Annotated in this window: 13 protein-coding genes; 5 read left to right on the forward strand and 8 right to left on the reverse strand. The window is 55.3% G+C overall.

Going from position 1 to position 19037, the window contains the following annotated elements; all coding sequences use genetic code 11:
* Positions 1-45: 45 nt before the first annotated feature.
* The 7 genes from HOY33_RS04610 to HOY33_RS04640 form a co-directional block, all read right to left on the reverse strand.
* The gene (locus HOY33_RS04610) at positions 46-822 is read right to left on the reverse strand and encodes a DmsC/YnfH family molybdoenzyme membrane anchor subunit (RefSeq protein WP_172289045.1); all 777 of its coding nucleotides are present in this window, start codon (positions 820-822) and stop codon (positions 46-48) included.
* Positions 815-1441 (reverse strand): DMSO/selenate family reductase complex B subunit, encoded by a 627-nt coding sequence (locus tag HOY33_RS04615; RefSeq protein WP_172289046.1) that lies wholly within the window; start codon positions 1439-1441, stop codon positions 815-817. The genes HOY33_RS04610 and HOY33_RS04615 overlap by 8 nt, the downstream gene beginning before the upstream one ends.
* Before the next feature lie 14 nt (positions 1442-1455).
* Positions 1456-3906 carry a DMSO/selenate family reductase complex A subunit gene (locus HOY33_RS04620; RefSeq protein ID WP_172289047.1) on the reverse strand — a complete coding sequence of 817 codons (2451 nt, stop codon included), beginning with the start codon at positions 3904-3906 and terminating at the stop codon, positions 1456-1458.
* Between the two features lie 315 nt (positions 3907-4221).
* Positions 4222-5898, reverse strand: coding sequence for a methyl-accepting chemotaxis protein (locus HOY33_RS04625; RefSeq protein ID WP_172289048.1), 1677 nt, complete (start codon positions 5896-5898; stop codon positions 4222-4224).
* Between the two features lie 386 nt (positions 5899-6284).
* Complete coding sequence (locus HOY33_RS04630) at positions 6285-8234, reverse strand: methyl-accepting chemotaxis protein (protein WP_172289049.1); 1950 nt, start codon at positions 8232-8234, stop codon at positions 6285-6287.
* 211 nt (positions 8235-8445) lie between these two features.
* Positions 8446-8910, reverse strand: a complete 465-nt coding sequence (locus HOY33_RS04635; protein WP_172289050.1) for a DUF1456 family protein — start codon at positions 8908-8910, stop codon at positions 8446-8448.
* 171 nt (positions 8911-9081) lie between these two features.
* Entirely contained in the window at positions 9082-9384 is a 303-nt protein-coding gene (locus HOY33_RS04640) for a helix-turn-helix transcriptional regulator (protein WP_172289051.1), read from the reverse strand.
* A 93-nt stretch (positions 9385-9477) separates the two neighbouring features.
* Here HOY33_RS04640 and HOY33_RS04645 point away from each other — a divergent pair, with 93 nt between their 5' ends.
* Positions 9478-10566 (forward strand): NADH:flavin oxidoreductase/NADH oxidase, encoded by a 1089-nt coding sequence (locus tag HOY33_RS04645; protein ID WP_172289052.1) that lies wholly within the window; start codon positions 9478-9480, stop codon positions 10564-10566.
* A 286-nt stretch (positions 10567-10852) separates the two neighbouring features.
* Positions 10853-12034 carry a galactonate dehydratase gene (gene dgoD / locus HOY33_RS04650; protein ID WP_172289053.1) on the forward strand — a complete coding sequence of 394 codons (1182 nt, stop codon included), beginning with the start codon at positions 10853-10855 and terminating at the stop codon, positions 12032-12034.
* An 87-nt stretch (positions 12035-12121) separates the two neighbouring features.
* Here the strand turns inward: dgoD and HOY33_RS04655 are convergent, their stop codons facing one another.
* Positions 12122-13021, reverse strand: a complete 900-nt coding sequence (locus tag HOY33_RS04655; protein WP_172289054.1) for a WYL domain-containing protein — start codon at positions 13019-13021, stop codon at positions 12122-12124.
* A 204-nt stretch (positions 13022-13225) separates the two neighbouring features.
* Here HOY33_RS04655 and pgaA point away from each other — a divergent pair, with 204 nt between their 5' ends.
* The 3 genes from pgaA to pgaC are packed head-to-tail and all read left to right on the forward strand — an operon-like array spanning position 13226 to position 19036.
* Entirely contained in the window at positions 13226-15682 is a 2457-nt protein-coding gene (gene pgaA, locus HOY33_RS04660) for a poly-beta-1,6 N-acetyl-D-glucosamine export porin PgaA (RefSeq protein ID WP_216660408.1), read from the forward strand.
* Positions 15683-15692: 10 nt separating this feature from the next.
* Positions 15693-17708: a poly-beta-1,6-N-acetyl-D-glucosamine N-deacetylase PgaB gene (pgaB, locus tag HOY33_RS04665; protein ID WP_172289450.1), complete on the forward strand. Its 2016-nt coding sequence runs from the start codon at positions 15693-15695 to the stop codon at positions 17706-17708.
* On the forward strand, positions 17705-19036 hold the full coding sequence (gene pgaC / locus HOY33_RS04670) for a poly-beta-1,6-N-acetyl-D-glucosamine synthase (protein ID WP_172289055.1): 1332 nt from the start codon (positions 17705-17707) through the stop codon (positions 19034-19036). Before pgaB ends, pgaC begins: the two co-directional genes overlap by 4 nt.
* The last annotated feature ends 1 nt before the right edge of the window (position 19037 follow it).

Raw genomic sequence — 19037 nt, forward strand, 5'->3', positions numbered from 1 at the left:
TAAACAGCGACAGACCGGCGTTCGCCGGCCTGTCTACCGGGTAGGTTACATGGGTAGCGTCCACAGGTTGTAAAAGGCCACCCGACCGGCCAGTTCGCCGACAATCACCACCGCCGCGCAGACGGCCAGCAGGCTTTGCCCCGTCCGATAGCGCAGATGGAGGACACCGCCGATCAGGCCGACCGCCAACAGGATCAGTTGGGCGCTAAACCAGGAAAACTGCGCGCTGGTCAACGCGCCGTCCGCCGTCATCAGCGTTGACAGATAGCCGGGGCGCAGGCAAAAGCTGACCAGTATCGCCAGCAGGCTGACGGATAAACCGAGGCGACGCGCGCCGAACGCCGCCGCCAGCGCGCCGCCGCCAATCAGGGCGGTAAGGATCATCATCGCCGTGGTGTAGTGATTATCCCAGGTGACAACCGTTGGCAACTGATAAACACGCGGGATCGCCGCCAGAAAGAAGATACCGACAACCGCCGCCAGCCAGGCCAGCGCTAAAAACAGTCTGTCGGCGCCACGGTTCAGCAACAGGCCCAGCGCCGCCAGTCCGCCGATAGCGGAAAAAATGCCGGAAAGCGCTATTTCGTTACTCATCGGGGAACTGCCGGCCCTGAACAGCATATTGATGGCCCGCAGCGGCTGACCGACGTGGAACGTCCCCACGAGCAGCGCCGCGCCGAACAGGCACATGACGGCGAACAATCCGACAGCCAAACGCCGGCGGTCAATCTGCTGCAACTGTGCGGCAACCAGCAACAAAATAAAGGCGCCTACCGCGCTTTGGGTGAAGACGGTAAAGAATACCAGTGGCAACTCATGCATGGCGAACCTCCCGCAGGTTCTGGATCGATCCTTCTTTATCGCCGGTAGGGCGAGAGTCGGGATGCGGTTTAATGATCAGGTTGGGTTTGGTCAAGGCTGCCGAAGGCAACGGCGCAATTTCGCTTTCCGTGCCGTATTTGGCGCGCAGCTCGTCGATAGGGCCGAAATCCAGCGCGCGTTGCGGGCAGGACTCCACGCAAATCGGTTGCATATCATGTTGCAGGCGATCCAGACAGCCATCGCACTTGCGCATGATTTTGGCCTGATGATCGAACTGCGGCGCGCCATAGGGGCAGCGCATTTCACAGTAGCGACAGCCTACGCACAGTTGGTCATTCACCAACACCAGACCATCCTCTTCCCGTTTGTGCATGGCGCCGGTGGGACAGCCGGTCACACAAGTAGGATCGTCGCAGTGGTTGCAGGCGATGGAGAGATAATAGCTGAACGTTTGATTGCGCCAGGCATTGCCCTCCTTGATCCAGCTTCCGCCGCCGTATTCATAGACCCGGCGAAATTTCGGGCCGACATCAAGATCTTTATTATCCTTACAGCTTACCTGGCAGGTTTTACAACCGGAGCAGCGTGAGGAGTCAACAAAAAAGCCATATTGTGTCATCGTTAATCACCTCTTCAGACGCGTTGTATTTCAACCAGATTGGTGTGTTGCGGATTGCCTTTTGCCAGCGGCGAAACCTCATGCGTGGTCAGCGTGTTGATGCAGCCGCCGATATCCACGCCTTCACTGTTGATGCGAGTCCATGCGCCCTGCGGCATGGCGGCCACGCCGGGCAATATGCGATCGGTCACCTTGCAGGCGATTTCCACAATGCCGCGGTCGTTAAATATCCGTACCCGATCGCCTGACTTCAGATTACGCGGTGCGGCATCTAGCGGGTTAATCCACACTTCATCCGGCGCCGCCTCATGCAACTGAGAGACATTGCTATAGGTGGAGTGGGTATGGCCCTTGGTGTGAAAACCGCTGAGTTGCAACGGATACTTCGCCGTCAGGGTTTTATTCAGATGCGACTCGCGCGCCGGGCAGAATTCAGGAATGGGTGAAATTTTATCGCCGGCGGGCAGTATCCATTCGCCGGCCAGTTTCGCCAGCGCTTCTGAATAGATCTCCGCTTTGCCCGAGGGCGTTTTCAGCGGATTGGCCTGTGGATCAAGACGGAAATCGGCAAACGCGATACTTTGTTTATCCGTGGCGATCTGCTGATCGATAATCCCTTTATTTCTGGCGACCGCCCACTCGGGAAGGTAGGTGCGTTGCTCTTTTACCTGCTGATAGTGTTTTTCAACCCACTGCGCCTGCGTTCTGCCTTCGGTGAATTTTTCCCGCATGCCGAGGTGTTCGGCAATATCGGCGCAAATATCATAGGTGCTACGCACTTCCCACATTGGCGTAATCGTTTTTTGCATGGCGATCATGTAGTGGTTAGAGCCGGAGGCGTAAGAGTTATCCACCAGATCCTCGGCTTCCAGATAGCTGGTTTCCGGCAGCAGAATGTCGGCGAATTTCGCACTGGCCGTCATGTGGTTATCGATGACGATAATGGTTTCGCACAGGCTGTCGTCGGCCAGTATTTCCCGCGTGCGATTGATTTGACCATGCTGGTTGACCAGCGTATTTCCCGCCTGATTCACAATCAGCTTGATACCGACATTAAGCTTGTCGGCGCCTTTGACGCCCATGGTGGTGGCGGTCATTTTTTCAGGGTTAAGAATGGCGTCGGTCCACAGATAGCAGGGAATAGAGATTTTCAGCGGATTGGCGCCGGTCGGCAGCGTGGGAACGTCGTATTTCGTCGAGTACGGCCAGTTGCCGTTGTTGGTGCCGGGCAGTCCGAAATGTCCGGTCAGTAAAGGCAGGGTCTGGATCGCCCGCACCGACTGTTCGCCGTTGGCATGGCGCTGCGGCCCCCAGCCCTGGCCGATATAGCAGGCTTTGGCGCCGGCGATGTCTCGCGCCAGTTGACGAATGCGCGCCGCCGGGATCCCCGTTATATCGGCCGCCCATTCCGGCGTTTTTTCCACGCCGTCTTCGCCCAAGCCCAGAATATAATCCTTATAGCTGGCATTCGGCGCGGCGGAAGCGGGCAGGGTGGCGCGGTCATAGCCGACGCTGTAGCGATTGACCAACGCTTCGTCAATCAGCCGTTCGCTAATCAGCGTATGCGCCAGACCGGCAACCAGCGCGGCGTCGGTGGTCGGCCTGATGGCCAGCCACTCGGCATGTTCGGTAATCACCGAGTCGGTATAGCGCGGGTCGATAATCACCACGCGGGCATGTGAGGCTTCCAGCGCCCGACGCAGTTCTTCCACCTGACCACCGCCCGACATACGGGTTTCCGATAAATTCATTCCGAAAAACACCACCAGATCGGAATGGCGAATCTGGGTGAAATGACTGCCGACATAAGTCCCGTGGGTATAAGGTGTCGCCGTTGCGATCTGCGCGGTGGAATAGGTGTTGTGATAATTGAGGTAGCCGCCGTTCAGATTCAGCAGCCGTTTCCAGGCCGGCGTGCCCTGATTGTGGTAGTAAGCGCCTGACTGGTAGTTGTAATAAATGGCCTCGTTGCCATATTTCTCGGCAACCCGCTTTAATTCCGAGGCAACCAGCGCGGTGGCTTCTTCCCAGCTTATGCGTTTGAATTTGCCTTCACCGCGTTTTCCGACTCGTTTCATCGGGTATTTCAGCCGGTCGGGGCTGTATACGCGCCAGCGGTTGGAGCGTCCGCGCAGACATGGCCGAATTTGATGCTCGCCAAATACGTTGTCGTCTTTGCTGTCTTCGGGTTCGATACGCACGATACGGTCGTCTTTAACGATAACTTTTAACGGACAACGGCTGCCGCAGTTCACCAGGCAGGCGCTGTGACGCACGGTTTCGCCGTCGTTAACCACCTCGGGTTGATTGGCGGCGCCGGGTGTCAGGACTGACCGCGCACTGGCGGTAAAAGGCAACGTAATACTGCTGGATAAGGCGACCGCCGCACTGAACCTGGCGACATCTTTTACCGCTTCTCTTCGGGAAATATCCCTGTGTAACAGTTCATCGATTATTTTTTTCATAGAATTTTTTTTCCACATTGCTTGTTCCGGTAACAGTAAACCTGGTTATTTATTGGGAGTTGATAGCGATCAATCTATGCGGAGAGAAAGGCGGCAAAAAGAGAGTAATGTGATCTTGATTGGTTTTATCTTTCGATAAATGCTTTTTTTGAAAATTTTAATACTAATTTATTGGATATTTTTAGTTAATGATAATGATTTGTATCCGCGTTCGCAATATTGAGGGACGCAGCGGATAAAGACCTGATTTGCGTTTTCAGCTTATTTCAGAGACGTTGATGCGCTGGCCGCCGCCAGCGCGGGGGCGGGGATGAATTAAAAAGTTTCCCAGTTATTTTCACCTTTCTTTGACGGGGGAAGCGCTCCGCCGGCGGGTAATCTTTGCGGCAAAGGCATGGGGCTGGCCGGGGAGGGACGATGATCGCCGGTCGCACCGCTTTCCGTCAGTTGGAATACCGCCACGGCTTCGGTTAACTGACGCGCCTGATCTTCCAGCGATGCCGCGGCGGCGGCGGATTCCTGCACCAATGAGGCGTTTTGCTGGGTGACGCCATCCATCTCGGTAACGGCCTGCGCCACCTGACTGATGCCACGGCTTTGCTCCTCGGATGCCGAGGAAATTTCCCCCATCAGGTCGGTCACCCGGGTAACCGAGCGGACAATGTTATGCATGGTTTCGCCGGCCAACGCCACCTGCCCGGAACCGGTATTAATCCGGCTGACGGATTCGGTAATCAACTCTTCGATCTCTTTGGCCGCCTGCGCGCTGCGCTGGGCCAGGCTCCTGACTTCACCGGCCACGACGGCGAAACCGCGGCCTTGTTCGCCCGCCCGTGCGGCTTCAACGGCTGCATTCAGCGCCAGAATATTGGTCTGAAAGGCAATGCCGTTAATGACGCTGGTAATATCGGCGATTTTTTGGGAACTGGCGGTAATGTCTTGCATGGTGGTCACCACGTCATCAACAATATTTCCCCCCTTGTGGGCCATCCCCGAGGCTTCCTGCGCCAGCGTGTTGGCCTGCTTGACGTTATCGGTGTTGAGTTTTACCGTCGCGCCCAACTGCTCCATACTGGCGGCGGTTTCTTCCAACGCCGAGGCCTGTTGCTCGGTACGCGAGGACAGGTCGCTGTTGCCGCTGCTGATTTCACCGGCTCCCTGATAGATGGAGCTGGCGCTGTCGCGAATGGTACTGACGGTGCGGATCAGGCTTTCCTGCATTTCGCGCAGGTAGGGAATGAGTTGACCGATATTGTTACGGCCAAAATCGGCAATCGCATGATGCAGTTGCCCTGCGGAGAGCGTCTGAAACTGTTTCTTGATGTTTTCCAGCGGGATCAGCAGGCAGGACACCAGATAGCGGTCGGTCATCAGCAACATCATCAGACCAATAATTAATGCGGCGATCAGGACGCGCTGGCAGGTTTTTACCAGTTGGTGGATCTGTTGGCTATTGGTTTCATCATTGGCCGACAGCTGTTCGGTATATTTTTCCGTGGCTTTGCCAAATTCGATGCTGATTGGCGGCAGCGTACTTCTGACCGCATTGCGGTATTGATCAATATTCCCGGATTCAAGTAATGCCGTCATATTTCGCATTTCAGTAATAATATTTGTCCAGTGGCGAACAATATCATCGACCTGTTCCGGTAATACGCCGCTTTGCGGTTGGCTTTTAAACAGCTCAAGATCGTTTTGGCTGACGTTGATTGCCTCTGTCGCGCCTTTCAACATACCCTGGGTTTTTTCTATATCCCCGCTTTGATGTAAATCCGCCGCCATAAAGAGACGCACCGCGGTACGGAAATAGGATTCCACGCCATGACTCATGATATTGCTGTTTTTCTTCTGAATCTGGCTGGTTTCCAGCAATTGGCTGACCTGGCTGAGCGAAGAAATGGCCAGCCAGGAAACGCCTCCCCAAAGCAGTAAGAAAAGGGCCAAGGTTGTTAATAATACTTTACGAATACTTATATTTCTTAGCCAGTGCATAATGGTATCCTGATTAGTTATAGGTAGGTTATTTAGGGTATATTGTTATTGCTAATGGATTTATTTGCGTAAAGGCATTACATAACAAAGAACACGTTTTTTCCCCAATATCATTGAGAGTATCGGCATGTCCGGTCATTTTTTTATTAAAATCAATAAATATTCAAAAATAGCGATCGAGGTAACGTTAATTAAACAACCATGCCAATTAATGTTATTAATTGGCATGGTTGTTGATTAGGTTGAATAAATTGAATAATTAAACGCGAATTATTCGTGTTGTTAAACAATGATAACTATCAGCCTTATTTCTCCGCTATATCTCGGTGTGCTTTATTTAAAGACCGGAATAATTACCATGACGGCGCCCATCCCTGGCGCCGCGCCTAAGCCGAGGTCAGCCGTTGCAGAGTGGTCAGTTGATCGACCGCGTCATGCATGGCGTCCATGCCTTTGGCCGCTTCTTTCATGCGGGCCAGGTTAGTGGTCATATTACGGCGTTCCTGACTGGTTTCCGTGCTCATGGCGGCGATCCGATCGGCGGCTGAGATGCTTTGGTCGGCCATATTCTGCGTGGTGCTGACCGTTTGTGCGGCAACGCTGCGGATACGCTCAATGGTCTCGACGGCGGAGCGGATATTGCTGCGGGTGGCATCGGCCTGATCTTTTGACGAGCGGGCCAGACGGCGCACTTCATCCGCCACCACGGCAAAACCGCGTCCCGCCTCGCCGGCCCGCGCCGCTTCCACGGCGGCGTTGAGCGCCAGCAGGTTGGTCTGATCGGCAATTGCGCTGATACCGACGGTAATTTGAGTGATGCCGAGGGAAATCTGTTCCAGTTGGTTAAGCTCATGCTCCAGATTGTCTTGCGCCTCGCGGGTCTGCGTGGCGGCTTCGCTGATGGCGCGAATGCGGGATTCCGCCAGATCCAGCGTTTCAGTCTGGCGTGAAGTGGCGTGTTCAAGCTGTGGCAGAGCGGTCAGCAGCGGAGTGAGTTCTTCCTGATACCCCACCACCCGCTGAATAACGCCGGACTGAATGTTATGCATGGCTTCCCAACGGCGCAGCGCTCGCTGCGCGTAATGTCCCGCATAAGCGGCGTATTCGATGGGAAAGCGGGTCATGGCTTTAACATCGTGATCGAAAAAGGCCAGTGCGGATAAGGTTTGGTTGATGGGAACACCGAAAATCTCCCCAAAGCTGGAGAAACCGGCGGCCGGCACGTTATCAAAGAAATTGGCCTGCTCCAGGCTGTCGGCGTTATTCATCCTGCGCAGTACGCAGTCGTTCAGCAACAACCCGCAGGGTTTGCCCTTGTCGGTCAGAAACTGCCGCCAGTCATGGCGGGTGGCGGTAACGAAGTCCGTCGCCTGAAGCAGATACAGACGATCGCCGAATTCCAGATCGCAGAAAAAGGTGATGCTGTCCGACTGAATGGTGGCGATGGAGCGAATAAAGTATTCATTATCAACCTTTACGCCGAAGGTTTTTCCGTCGAGCTGTTTTCCGATGTGATCCGGTCGGCAGCGCAGATATTCCGCCAACGCCTGAATAATGGGCTGCGGCTTGCCGTTGGCGTCGAACACCGATTTTACCGTACGCGCCACGGGATCGGCCTCCGCCACCAGCCAGCTTTGTTTGGTTGGCTCAAAGTTCTGGCTTTTGAACGGCGCAAAGGATTTTCCGTCGGCCATCTGGCAAAAAATCAGCACCGCTTTGCCCTGCAATACGTCGTGATTCGCACCGATATAGGTGGCGCTGAAATCGAGTTTTCCACCGGCTGAACCGCCGATGGTCATGCAGGGGAAACGCCCGCTGGCGTACCAGGCCTGCATCAGAAACCCCTCGGAGGCCGATAGGCCGTCGCAGTAGATCATGGCGAACGTGCGATCGGCGGAAAGCGGCATCCTGACCTTAATCCGCTCCAGTTCCTGACGGATGGCGGCCACCCGCTGACCGGGGCCGGCATTTTCTCGCACATGCAAATCCACAAGATGCACCTCATGGCGGGATATCAGCGTCTGCGGCAACCATAACCAACTGCCCTGGTTACTCGCCATATCGCAATAGGTCGATGTTTGCCGGCGGCTGCACAACGCGCCGGTGGAGGAGAGGGTGAGCACCGTTAAATTGGCGTCGGTGAAACGCTGCCAGGCGCTACTGACCTGGGCGAAATCAACATCAGGAGGAATAAACACCAGCAGCAACCCTGTTTTGTCGGAAAGTCCGAGGGCGTTTAGCGAGGGGGGCGATGACTTGCAGTCAAACACGCCGCTGGCGGGGGATTTATGGCCGAAAATACTTGCTCCTGCACGGAAAGACGACAGAATTCCCATAGATAGTTCCCTCTTTCAACTGAATCATGCAATGAATCGAATCATTGAATGAAAACAGTCTAATCCCTGACTCCTAAACCGTATGAGTTACTGGTCACGTTTATTTGCGGCATGCCAGGGAGAGGATCGCGTTTTCCGTGCGGGCCGGACGTCAGCCACCCCGATTTGGCGCGCGCGCATCTCAGAACGGGCAACCGGCGGCGGGGTGATTTCAGCTTTGGCGCAGACGAACTGCCAATCCCTTGAGGAAATAGCGCAGCACCTGATCGCCGCACGGCCGGTAGTTTTTATGTTCGGGCGCACGCAGCATGGCGGTCAGTTCCGGTTGCGAGAGGCGGAAATCCTGCGACTGGAGTATCTCCTGAATGTCTGTGGTTTTCAGCGCAAACGCGACGCGCAGCTTTTTCAGGATAATATTGTTGGTGATTTTACGTTCCACTTTAGGCGCCGGACGGCTGTCGTCCTTTCCGCGTTTGTGGATAATCAGGCCATCAAGAAAGGCGCCCATCAGAATATCCGGGCACGGCTGGTAGCCTTCTTCCTCTTCTTTTTTAACAAAACCGGCGATTTTCTGGGGCGTTATGCTGACGTCCATCAACGCCAGGATCCCAATCAATTGCTCGTTATTCAAATTCAGCGTGTAGCGCACGCTACGTAATACATCGTTATTTATCATTACGGACTGTTCCCGCCATTTATAACCGTTATGGCCGGGTAGTATAAAGCGATCTGCCGCAAGGATCTCAGCCTTGACGATGAATTTTTATGTTTGGGCGAAGAGCGCCCGACTTGAGTGCCGGAAAACGCTATCGTTATTCGGCACGATAAAGACGCCGCTGCCAACGGGTTAAATCTGTTGCGACAAAATCGCATCCAGCAGCCCCGGGAAACGCGTTTGCAGTTCGTCGTGGCGTAATCTGTTCATATGGGTGGTGCCGATATTGGTGGTGTGGATAAGACCTGCATCGCGCAATACCCGGAAATGGTGAGAAACGCTGGACTTGGGGCGGCCGCCGTCCAGCTCGCTGCAATTGGCTTCGCCTAACCGCGCCAGCAGGCGGACGATGTCCAGGCGTACCGGATCGCTTAAGGCGTAAAGCACGCGCTCAAGGATAAATTCATCGGGTGTAGGGTGTTTAAATGCTCTCATGAGGGAATTATAGCGGCAGGGTTGTTTAAAATCCATTATTCGAATAATATCGAAATATAGAACTATCCCTTAAGCCACAAAAAGGAAATGTCCATGTCAGCACTATTTCAACCGTTTAAACTGAAAGATATCACGCTGCGCAACCGTATCGCGGTGCCGCCCATGTGTATGTATTCCGCCAATGATGGCCTGATCAACGACTGGCACCAGGTGAATTACGCCTCGATGGCGCGCGGCGGAGCCGGCTTGGTGATCGTCGAGGCAACCGCCGTGGCGCCGGAAGGCCGTATCACGCCTCACTGTGCCGGTCTGTGGAGCGATGGTTTGGCGCAGGCGTTCGTGCCGGTGGTTAAGGCGATTAAAGCCGCCGGATCGGTTCCGGGGATCCAGATCGGCCACGCCGGGCGTAAAGCCAGCGCCAATATTCCGTGGGAAGGCGACGACCATATCGCCGAGGGCGATCCGCGCGGCTGGCAGACTATCGCCCCGTCCGCCATTGCGTATGGCGCGAATCTGCCCAAACAGCCGCGGGAAATGACGCTGGATGATATCGCCAGAGTGCGTAATGATTTTGTGGCGGCGGCCCGCCGGGCAAGAGAAGCGGGGTTTGAATGGCTGGAACTGCATTTTGCCCATGGCTATCTGGGGCAGAGTTTCTTCTCCACGCATTCCAATCAGCGCAGCGATCAATATGGCGGCAGTTTCGATAATCGCAGCCGTTTTCTGCTGGAAACGCTGGCCGCGGTACGTGAGGTGTGGCCGGAACATTTACCGCTGACCGCGCGTTTCGGCGTGATTGAATTCGATGGTCGGGATGAAGAAACGCTACAGGAATCGATCGAACTGACACGGCGCTTCAAGCAGCAGGGGCTGGATATGCTCAGCGTCAGCATCGGCTTTTCCACCCCGGACGCCGATATTCCCTGGGCGCCGGCCTTTATGGGGCCGATTGCCGAACAGGTTCGCCGGCAGGCGGATATTCCGGTGTCGTCGGCCTGGGGCTTTGGTACGCCGGAACTGGCGGAGCAGGCGGTAAAATCGGGTCAGTTGGATCTGGTCATGGTGGGTAAAGCTCATTTGGCTAACCCGCACTGGAGTTATCAGGCCGCGCGCGAACTGGGTATCGATCGCGCGTCATGGACGCTGCCCGCGCCTTATGCCCACTGGCTGGAAAGGTACTAACGCTGTATACGGCAGGCGGCGTTCTGCGGGCCGCCTGCCGCCGGATTACCTTGTATGAGGCGTACGCCATGGGGAACGGCTGACCGCTCGGACTTTCCCGCCGCCCCGACTTTCCGCCGGCGAAAAGTCGGGTTCCTTCAATTCCCTCGCACGCGTAACGCTCATCTCCCTTTAGGCTGGACGGGCATTATGCCGCCAAACTTGTGAAACGTTCCGTCATCGCTTAATAATGTACCGCACTATCTGATGTGAAATAGCGGCTTAGCGGTGAGGAAAGAAATTACCAATGAAAATAACTGATGTACGAACCATTCTGGCCAATCGATATATGTTTGTCGAAATTACCACCGATGAAGGGCTTAAGGGCATCGGCGAATCCGGAGCCTGGGGATTTCTTGACGCATCAAAGGGGGCGGTTGACGCGCTTCGTACTTACCTTATCGGTCAGGATCCGTTGCGTATAGAGCACCATTGGCAATATATGTATCGCTGCTGGCATTTTCGCGGAGCAGCGATCATGGGGGCAATCAGCGCGATTGATATTGCGCTGTGGGATATCGCCGGTAAGTTCTATGGCGCGCCGGTGTATAATTTGCTGGGCGGTCGCTGTCGGGATAAGGCGCGCGTTTACGCCCACGCCGGCGGCAGAACCACCGAAGAAACGATTGAAAATCTCAAACAGGCGAAAGCCGAAGGGTTTACCGCCATCGGTCATCTGTCGCCGTTTCTTGACGAATCGCGCGATACCCCTTACTTCACCACCCACGCCAGGGAAATCGGGGAGGCGATTGAACGGATCGGCGCCTATCGCGAGGCGGTGGGAAATTCGGTGGATTTATGCATTGAAATACACCGGCGTTTGAAGCCTGCGGATGCGGTGGTATTAGCCAGAGGAATCGAGGCTTTTTATCCTTATTTCATTGAAGATCCGATTGGCGCCGACAATTTTGATTCCATGGCCGAAGTGGCGGATAAAATCAATATTCCCATTGCCACCGGCGAGCGGTTAAATAATCCGCAGGAATTCGCGATGCTGATTAAACGTAATGCGGTGTCCTATGTGCGTCCCGATGTTTGCATGTGCGGCGGCATTACCGGCGCGAAAAAAATCGCGGCGCTGGCGGAAGCGCACGATCTGATGGTGGTGCCTCATAACCCGCTCAGCCCGGTTTCCACCGCGGCCTGTTTGCAGATAGCCGTGAGTATTCCGAACTTTGCCCTGTTGGAATATCCGGGTGACGATCGGCCGGCGCTGTCGGAAAAATTCGGCGCCACCGGCGTGGAGAATGGCGTACTGAAAAAAGATATGGTGAAAAGCACATTCCGATGCGTCGACGGATTTATGGAAATTCCGACGGCGGCGGGTATCGGCATTGAGCTTGCCGATAATGTGGCGGAACACTTTCCCTATCGCCGTCGGGGATTGAAAACCCGGCTGCATATTGATGGCTCCGTGGTGGATCAATAATCGCTTTTGAAGAATGCGCATCGTGCCGATGCGCTTAGACCCGCTTATCAGGCAGGGATTGGATGTGCCGCGCCGCGCCTGAGACCATCAGACACACTTGGGCAGCGCGTCGATATAGGGCTGAATTTCCTCTCTGTTTTTCAAAATAATCTGCTGATTGACCGGCCGATCCGTCGCGCTGGTCGGCAGGCCGAGGCGCCTTAACGTGTGGCACAGTAACGCCTGCCGACAGCATAGCGAAACTTCCCCGTCTTTCATTCCGTAGTCCAGCTCCAGAATGCGCTTGTGCGTGGGGGGGAGATCCTGATGCGGCGCCAACACCAGCGTCAGAATGGTATGCCACGGCTTATCGGAAGCAGGATCGATCGTTGACGGTTGAACGCCGTCGATACGTAAAATCCGCGTCAGAACAAAGTCGCAGAATTGCTGCTTTGTGTTGCAGAAAGCGCGGACATGCCAGCGAAACCCATTATGTCCCAGGGCGTGGGGAGACAGTAGCCTTAACGATTCATCCAGCGATGATGTTGACTGATAGCTGACCCAAATCGCCATCTTTTTCCGGATGGCCTTGACCACGGTTTCCACCGTCTGCTCATCGACCGCACGCGTGGGATAGTGCGCCCAGTCAACCTCGGGCGCCGAGCCGATAAAGCTGGCGTCCGGCTCCAGTATGCCGGTCTCCGTCGCCAATAATTCTTCCAGATAACGCTGCGCGGAACTTTGCGGATAGATCGGCGCGAAATTAGGGGTTGCGGTGTATGTTTTGGCGCTGCGGTCGTAGATCAGATTATCGGGCGCGATTTCCATGTATTTGGAAATGTCGAGCGACGCCTGTGGAATCGACAGCCCAAAAAAAGTCGTCAGATCCGTGCGGTTGATATTTCCTTCCCAACGAAGACGAAAGTCGATGAACTGGAGGCGGCGCTCCAGTCCCCAGCTTCGCCCTTTGGGAGGGCGCTCTGAATTTGCGGTAGAATGTTCAGGCATATGCGTATAAATACTAGACGGATATAAAAAGTAGTCGTATCATAATTATACGCTAAAACCCCTTTTTCGTCTACGAGAGGCCGCTGTACGCCATAAAGATCATCATCTTTCGCGGTTAACGCGACGCTATTTTCGTTGAGTTCAGTGATTCGCTGAGCCATTGGTTTGGAAATTTTATTCATCCTATAAATATCGGGAGCTATTGTGACGCCCATTTTTAGTGCATGGCCGCATCATTTTTATCTTCAGTGGAAGAAATGGTTAATAACTTTTGCTTCGCTGGGATGCGTCGGATATGTGCAGGCAGCGGTATCGGATTATGATGCATTGATTATTCAAGCCCGGCAGGGAAATACCGCCGGGGCGGCGACATGGCTTTCCCGACAATCATCCCAACGGCTATTAACGGCGAATGAAGTGGCGGACTGGCTGCAAATTACCAGTTGGGCAGGTAATGACAATGAGGTCATTAAAATCTGGCAGCGTTATCGCCATGTGACGTTATTACCCGATCGCGCCCTGACGGCGGCGGCCAGAGCCTACCGCAATTTGCATCAATGGCCGCAGTCGCTTGAATTGTGGCGTACGGTTGCGGCGCGTTCGCCGAACAACAGCGATGCGCTAAGCGGGCTGATTATGACGCTCACGGATGCTGGACAGGTGAAAGAGGCATTGCTGCTGGCGACGCAGCGCGTACAGCGTGAGCCTACGGCGGCGCACTGGCAGGAGCTGGCATGGGTGCAGCGCGCGGCGGGACTCAATTGGGCGGCGCTGGCGTCCATCTCTCAGGCGGTGCGGCGCTCGCCGCAGGATAATCATCTGTTGCGTGACTATAGCGCCATTCTGGCGAGCAACCGCATCAGCGTACCGGCCTTAACGGTTGGGAAGCCGGGAACGTTGCCGCCCGCCGAATTGCGTCAGCGTGAGTCCGGGGCTGCCGCTGAGTTGGTGCGTATGGCCTTCCTCCCCAGCGTTACCGAGCGCGAGCGTTTTGTCGTGGCGGATCGCGCGCTGGCGAATTATGAGACATTGCTGACCCGCTGGCATGCCGATCCCGATGCGCAGGCGGACTACCGCCGCGCCCGCATCGATCGGTTGGGGGCGTTATTGGCGCGCTCCCGCATGGTCGAAGTAACGTCGGAATACGAGGACTTACGCCGCGAAAACGATGATATTCCCACTTATGCCCGGCTCTGGGCGGCTTCCGCCTATCTTTATTTGCAGCAGCCGGATAAAGCGGAACAGCTCTATCTTTCGGCGGCGCGCGACGCGCCACAGGAAATGCGCGAGCCTGAGGAACAAAGCTCTCTTTTTTATAGCCTGGCGGAAAATGAACACATAACCCAGGCGCATCAGCAGGTCAGTCAACTCAGTAGCCGTACCCCCTATTATCTTCATAGCTATGGATTATCTCTGCCGGTACCGAATGATGATTGGCTGGAGGTCCAGCAACTGCTTGTTCAGTCAATGTTGTTTCGCGGCGAACTGCCGCAGGCGCAGCAGAAAGCGGAGCATCTGGCTGATACCGCGCCGGGAAACCAGGGGCTGCGCATCGGTCTCGCCGACGTTTATCTGGTACGGGGCTGGCCGCGACGGGCGGAAACGGAGTTGAAGCGAACCGAAGGATTGGATCCTCGCAACATAGAACTGGAGACGCAACAAGGGTTGACCGCATTGGATCTGCAAGCCTGGCGTCAGGCCGATCAACTCGCCGACGATGTGATCTCCCGTTATCCGGAAAATAGCGGCGCGCAGCGGCTCGATCGCCTGCGGCGGGTTCATCACCTGTCTGAGCTGCGTATCAGCGGTTCCCAGGGCATAAAATCCGACAGTCCTGTCGCCGGCTCGCATGATACCGGCGTCGATGCCGCGCTCTACGGCTCGCCGATCGCCGACAACTGGCGATTGTTCTCCGGGTTTGCGTTCGACGAGGGAAACTTTGAGGAAGGGCGGGGGATTAACCGCAATGTTCGCGGCGGCGCGGAGTTCACTAACCGGGATAACTGGCTGGAAGCGGAAATCTCGGGGCAGAACTACGGTCACGGACAAAAAATAGGCGCCCGTCTTTCCGGCTGGCATGACGTTGACGATAGCTGGCGCATCGGCGCCGGCGCAGAGCGACTGATGCGCCGCACGCCGTTACGGGCGCTGACCAACCGCGTGACGGCCAATGGCGCGGATGCCTATGTTCGCTGGAGGAAGAGCGAGAGGCGGGAATGGCAACTGAGTGTCTCGCCGGCGCGGTTTTCCGACGGTAACCGGCACGTTGAATATACCCTTGATGTTAAAGAGCGGCTCTACAGCGCGCCTTTTCTGACGGTGGATTTCACTCCGTCGATAAGCGGCAGCCATAACAGCAAATCCGAGGTCGCTTACTACAGTCCGCGCAGCGACGTGGCGGTGCTGCCCGCCGTGACGCTCGATCATATGATTTATCGTCATTATCAGACGGAATGGCATCAGGAAGCGGTCGCCGGAGCGGGGGGGTATTGGCAGCGGAGTGAACCTCGCGGCGCCATTACCGCGCTGGGATACGGTCAACGCGTGCTTTGGAACGATGTTCTTGATGCCGGCATCATGGTGAATTGGGACAAACGTCCCTACGACGGTGTACGGGAAAAGAATTTATCGGTGTCTTTCGATGTTAATTACCGGTTTTGAAGGGCTGATGATGCTTTTGATACGTTTACGTTATTTATTGATTACTCTTGGTATGCTGATGATCGCCGCCTGCTCGCAGGCCGACCGTCCGGCATTTGTCGCGCCGTCTGAGCGCCCCCTTTCGGATAAAGAGCAGGTATGGCCCGCCAATCATTACATTGTGCTGGCTTACCATGATGTTGAGGACGATGCCGCGGATCAGCGCTTTATGTCGGTGCGAACCAGCGCGCTGAATGAACAGTTTGTCTGGCTGCGGGAAAATGGCTATCAGCCGATATCGGTTGACGATATTCTCCGCGCGCAGGCCGGCGGCCGGCCGCTGCCCGAGAAAGCGGTGTTGCTTACCTTTGATGACGGCTACAGCAGTTTTTATCACCGCGTGTATCCCTTGTTGCAGGCGTATCGCTGGCCGGCGGTGCTGGCCCCGGTGGGGGACTGGCTGGATACCCCGGCGGATCAACCGGTGGATTTCGGCGGACAAAAGGTGCCGCGCGAGCGTTTCCTCTTCTGGCGGCAGGTGCGTGAAATGTCGCAATCCGGCCTGGTGGAAGTCGGTGCGCACACCTATGCGCAACATAAGGGGGATGTGGCGAATCCGCAGGGCAATCTGGAGCCGCATGCGGTTAACCGCCTCTATTACCCGCATCAAAATCGGTATGAAACGCTGGCGGAATATCGTCGGCGCATCGGCGATGATATCGATCTGATCACCCGGCGAATTACCGAGGCAACCGGTAAAGCGCCCCGGGTTTGGGTCTGGCCTTATGGCGCCGCAGGGGGCGAGGCGCTGAAGATTGTCAAGCAGCGCGGCTATCAGATGGCTTTGACGCTTGAGCAAGGGATGTCGTCAGTACAAGCGACGGATAATGTGCCGCGTCTGCTTGTCGCCAATAACCCGGATATCAAACAGTTTGCGCAGATGGTGGTTGATGAACGGGCGCAGGAGATTATGCGGGTGGCGCATATCGATCTGGACTATGTTTACGATCCCGACCCGGCACAGCAAACGCAAAATCTGGACGAACTGGTGCAACGCGTCGCCGATCTCGGCATCAATACGGTTTTCTTGCAGGCATTTGCCGATCCCAACGGCGATGGGAATGTGCAGGAGCTCTATTTTCCCAATCGCTGGTTGCCGGTCAGAGCCGACTTGTTTAATCATGTCGCCTGGCAACTCTCCACGCGCGCCAATGTTTCTGTCTATGCCTGGATGCCGGTGCTGGCGTTTGACTTTAACGATAAGACGATGCCGCGGGTTGAAAAAATCGATCTCAAGAGCGGCGAACGCAGTATAGACGCGCAGCAGTATAAACGCCTGTCGCCCTGGAACAGCGAGAATAAACAGCGAATCATTGATATCTATGAAGATCTGGCATCGCACGCGTCGTTTAACGGCATTCTTTTCCACGACGATGCGGTACTCGCCGAAGATGAAGATGCCAGCGCCGATGCGCTAAAAGCCTATCAGGCCGCGGGATTTCCAGATTCCATCGCCGCCATTCAACACGATCCGCAGCTTTTATCCCGGTGGACACGCTTTAAAAGTACCGCATTGATTGAATTCACCCAGACGCTGGCGGCGCATGTGCGCGCCGTCCGTGGGCCGCAGATTAAAACGGCCCGCAATATCTATGCGATGCCGATCCTGGAGCCTGAAAGCGAAGAGTGGTTTGCGCAAAATCTGGATGATTTTCTGGCGGCTTATGACTGGACGGCGCCCATGGCCATGCCGCTGATGGAGAACGTGTCGTTAAAAAACAGTAACGCCTGGCTGGAAAAACTGGTGCATGCCGTCGCCCAGCGACCGGGCGCGTTGAATAAAACGGTATTCGAGCTTCAGGCCAAAGATTGGCGTACCCGGAAAGAACACTGGTTAAACGGCGCGCTGGTGGCCCAGTGGATGAAGTGCCTACAGCTTAACGGCGCGCAGAGTTATGGCTATTACCCCGATGATTTCTTAAACAATAAGCCGGAGCTGAAGATGATTCGCCCGGTATTTTCAGCAGGATGGTATCCGCAGCCATGATAGACCGTATTGTCGCTTTCTTTATCTTATGCCTGGTGCTGAGCATCCCGCTGGGGATCACCTTCACTTTCACCGGCGAAGTCTTGCTGTACTTCATTTTTCTCTGGCCGCTGTTTATGTCGGGGCTGTGGATGTCCGGCGGCCTGTATTTCTGGTTTCACTACGAGCGCCACTGGCGATGGGGCAAGGATGTCGCTCCGCCGGAGCTTAAAGGCGAACCGCTGGTGTCTATTTTGATCCCTTGCTACAACGAGGGGCCTAATGCACGAGAAACCCTTGAGGCGGCGTTGTTTCAGCGCTATCGGAATATTGAAGTGATCGCCATCAACGACGGTTCGAAAGACGATACGGCGGAGGTGTTGAATCAACTCGCGAATGAGTATGACAAATTGCGCGTCATACATCTGGCGAATAATCAGGGTAAAGCGGTGGCTTTGCAGACGGGGGCCGCCGCGGCCAGAAGCGATTTGCTGGTGTGCATTGACGGCGATGCGCTTCTGGATCGCGATGCGGTGGCTTATCTGGTCGCGCCGTTGATTGATAATCCGCGGGTGGGCGCCGTGACCGGCAACCCGCGCGTTCGTACCCGATCGACGCTGATCGGGCGCGTTCAGGTCGGTGAGTTTTCATCGATTATCGGCCTGATCAAGCGCACGCAGCGCATTTACGGCATGATTTTCACCGTTTCGGGGGTGGTGGCGGCATTCCGTCGCCGGGCTTTGGCTGACGTCGGCTACTGGAGTCCGGATATGATCACCGAAGATATCGACATCAGTTGGAAATTGCAGTTACGTCACTGGTCGATATTTTTTGAGCCGAGGGCGCTGTGCTGGATCCTGATGCCGGAAACGCTGGAGGGGCTGTGGAAACAGCGCTTACGCTGGGCGCAGGGCGGGGCGGAAGTGTTTTTGAAGAACCTGCGTAATTTATGGTCCTGGCGTTATCGCCGCATCTGGCCGCTGTTTTTTGAATACAGCATTTCGACGATTTGGGCTTTCACCTATGCAATCAGCATCGTGCTGTTTTTACTCGGGCTGATGATTGACCTGCCGGGCAGAATTCAGGTGCAAAATCTGTTTCCGCCGGCCTTTACCGGCATGGTGCTTGCCGCCGCCTGTTTATTGCAATTTACGGTTAGCCTGCTGATTGAGAGGCGTTACGAGAAAAACATGGGACGCTCGCTTTTTTGGATAATCTGGTATCCGATGGTTTATTGGATGCTGAGTTTATTTACCAGCCTGGTGAGTTTCCCGAAAGTGATGTTGAAAGCGCGACGCCAGCGTGCTCGCTGGGAAAGCCCCGATCGCGGTATTGAAAAGGAGGGATAAT

This window comes from Brenneria sp. hezel4-2-4 (assembly GCF_013155275.1).
GTDB lineage: Bacteria > Pseudomonadota > Gammaproteobacteria > Enterobacterales > Enterobacteriaceae > Brenneria.

What these genes read in the sequence shown, in the direction of transcription:
- HOY33_RS04610 (WP_172289045.1), bottom strand. Translation starts at nt 822, where the DNA reads ATGCATGAGTTGCCACTGGTATTCTTTACCGTCTTCACCCAAAGCGCG.
- HOY33_RS04615 (WP_172289046.1), bottom strand. Translation starts at nt 1,441, where the DNA reads ATGACACAATATGGCTTTTTTGTTGACTCCTCACGCTGCTCCGGTTGT.
- HOY33_RS04620 (WP_172289047.1), bottom strand. Translation starts at nt 3,906, where the DNA reads ATGAAAAAAATAATCGATGAACTGTTACACAGGGATATTTCCCGAAGA.
- HOY33_RS04625 (WP_172289048.1), bottom strand. Translation starts at nt 5,898, where the DNA reads ATGCACTGGCTAAGAAATATAAGTATTCGTAAAGTATTATTAACAACC.
- HOY33_RS04630 (WP_172289049.1), bottom strand. Translation starts at nt 8,234, where the DNA reads ATGGGAATTCTGTCGTCTTTCCGTGCAGGAGCAAGTATTTTCGGCCAT.
- HOY33_RS04635 (WP_172289050.1), bottom strand. Translation starts at nt 8,910, where the DNA reads ATGATAAATAACGATGTATTACGTAGCGTGCGCTACACGCTGAATTTG.
- HOY33_RS04640 (WP_172289051.1), bottom strand. Translation starts at nt 9,384, where the DNA reads ATGAGAGCATTTAAACACCCTACACCCGATGAATTTATCCTTGAGCGC.
- HOY33_RS04645 (WP_172289052.1), top strand. Translation starts at nt 9,478, where the DNA reads ATGTCAGCACTATTTCAACCGTTTAAACTGAAAGATATCACGCTGCGC.
- dgoD (WP_172289053.1), top strand. Translation starts at nt 10,853, where the DNA reads ATGAAAATAACTGATGTACGAACCATTCTGGCCAATCGATATATGTTT.
- HOY33_RS04655 (WP_172289054.1), bottom strand. Translation starts at nt 13,021, where the DNA reads ATGCCTGAACATTCTACCGCAAATTCAGAGCGCCCTCCCAAAGGGCGA.
- pgaB (WP_172289450.1), top strand. Translation starts at nt 15,693, where the DNA reads ATGCTTTTGATACGTTTACGTTATTTATTGATTACTCTTGGTATGCTG.
- pgaC (WP_172289055.1), top strand. Translation starts at nt 17,705, where the DNA reads ATGATAGACCGTATTGTCGCTTTCTTTATCTTATGCCTGGTGCTGAGC.